This window comes from Lachnoclostridium sp. MSJ-17 (assembly GCF_018918205.1).
Lineage (GTDB): Bacteria > Bacillota > Clostridia > Oscillospirales > Acutalibacteraceae > Ruminococcoides.
This window is the reverse complement of record NZ_JAHLQB010000005.1, coordinates 1-1,662: the sequence shown is the minus strand read 5'-3', so window position 1 is coordinate 1,662 and position 1,662 is coordinate 1. Positions and strand designations below refer to the sequence as shown.

1 protein-coding gene and 1 pseudogene are annotated in these 1,662 nt (G+C 49.5%); both read left to right on the top strand.

Translation table 11 applies throughout. From position 1 onward, the window contains the following. The first annotated feature begins 58 nt into the window (after positions 1 to 58). Positions 59 to 1,084 (top strand): annotated as a pseudogene (locus KQI64_RS00200) (alpha/beta fold hydrolase). A 217-nt stretch (positions 1,085 to 1,301) separates the two neighbouring features. Further along, positions 1,302 to 1,562 carry an alpha/beta-type small acid-soluble spore protein gene (locus KQI64_RS10585; protein WP_201427246.1) on the top strand — a complete coding sequence of 87 codons (261 nt, stop codon included), beginning with the start codon at positions 1,302 to 1,304 and terminating at the stop codon, positions 1,560 to 1,562. Positions 1,563 to 1,662 lie beyond the last annotated feature (100 nt).

Sequence of the window (1,662 nt, the reverse complement as noted above, 5' to 3'; positions counted from 1 at the left end):
GCTCTCGCACACGGAAGGCAATTGGAAATTCACAAAGGTTGCTCCGCTGGTAAAATCAATGCTGAACTACGGCACAGCCGCGCAGAATTATTTTGACAGGAACACCAAAAAGCCCGCAAACGCGGACTTGTCCGATGAGGATCGGACGCTCGGCGAGATCACTAATCAACTGGACGCGTGGGAAAACTATAAGGATATCAGGGGTATCGTTCAGCTGGTACACGGCAAAAATGAGCACAAAGGGCGTTATATCGCTTTTATGCGTTTTCTCGCATCCAACGGCTTTTTGACGATCATCAACGACCACCGCGGACACGGCGAAAGTATTATCGACCCATAGGACAGAGGTTATTTTTATCAGGGCGGCACCGCCGCGCTGGTGGAGGATCTGCACGAGATCACGCTGGACATCAAAAATTACGCGGCTCAACATTGCGGCAGAAGCGACTTTCCGGTCACCCTGCTGGGTCACAGCAGGGGCGCGCTTGCGGCGCGCTGCTACATCAGAAAATATGACGCGGATATCAGCAAGCTCTGCCTGACAGGTTCACAGGTTCACAGGTTCACAGGTTCTCCGTCGCGCTCCGACAATATCAAAAAAGGTCTGCGCGTCTTGAAGCTGTTAAAGGCGATCGAAGGCAAACGTTCACGCTCTACGCTCGCCAAAAAGCTCATCATGGGCGTTTCCTATGAGAGAAAGTACAGATACGAGGGGTTGAGAAACGCCCAGACAAACTCCGAACGTGAAGCCGTCATCGAGCATAACAACGACCCGCTGTGCCGCTTCAACTTCACCCTGAACGGCTATGAGGAGATGCTCAGAATGGCGATGCTCGCGTATACGGGCGGTTACACCCCTCAAAATCCCGATATGCCCGTGAGGTTTTTCTCCGTTGAGGACGACCCATGCACCTTGTCCCGCCGAAAATTCGTGGAAGCGATGCGGCTGATGAAAAACATCGGATACACCGACGTGCGCTGCCGGCTGTACAAGGGCATGCGCCACGATATCCTTCACGAAAAAGAGAAGCTGCGCGTGTATAACGATATTCTACGGTTTATCGAATCGGACAATAACAAATAATACAACAAGCTCCCCTGAACCTGAGCGATGCACAGGCAGGGGAGTTTTCACGCGGCAGCACGGATTATCCCGAACAGCACCTTCGTTTTGTCACCGTATAATAACTGACAATATTTACAAATCATAAAAAATGAATTTCTCCTAACACTACTAATGCGGCGACAAATTGCGAAGGCAATCCGCCGCTTGAGATAGATAGAAATAAGGAGAAAAAACCATGTCAAACAATAATAATCAGATCAACGTTCCCGAGGCAAAGGAAGCCATGAACCGCTTTAAGATGGAGTGCGCCAACGAAGTCGGCGTAAACCTCAAGCAGGGCTACAACGGCGACCTCTCTTCAAGAGAAGCAGGTTCCGTCGGCGGTCAGATGGTAAACGTCATGTGGCATGTACGACAAACAGATTTTATGCGGAGTTCGTCGGCTTCAAGGGAGCAAATCGGGCGTGTTGTGTATACATACGGCTTGGCGGTATAACCTCGACAGAGTTTCATAAAATATAAAAAAGGAGAGCAACATCGGCTCTCCTTTTTTGAATTACCCAAACAATATAAAATATCTTACCGAATTGATATCT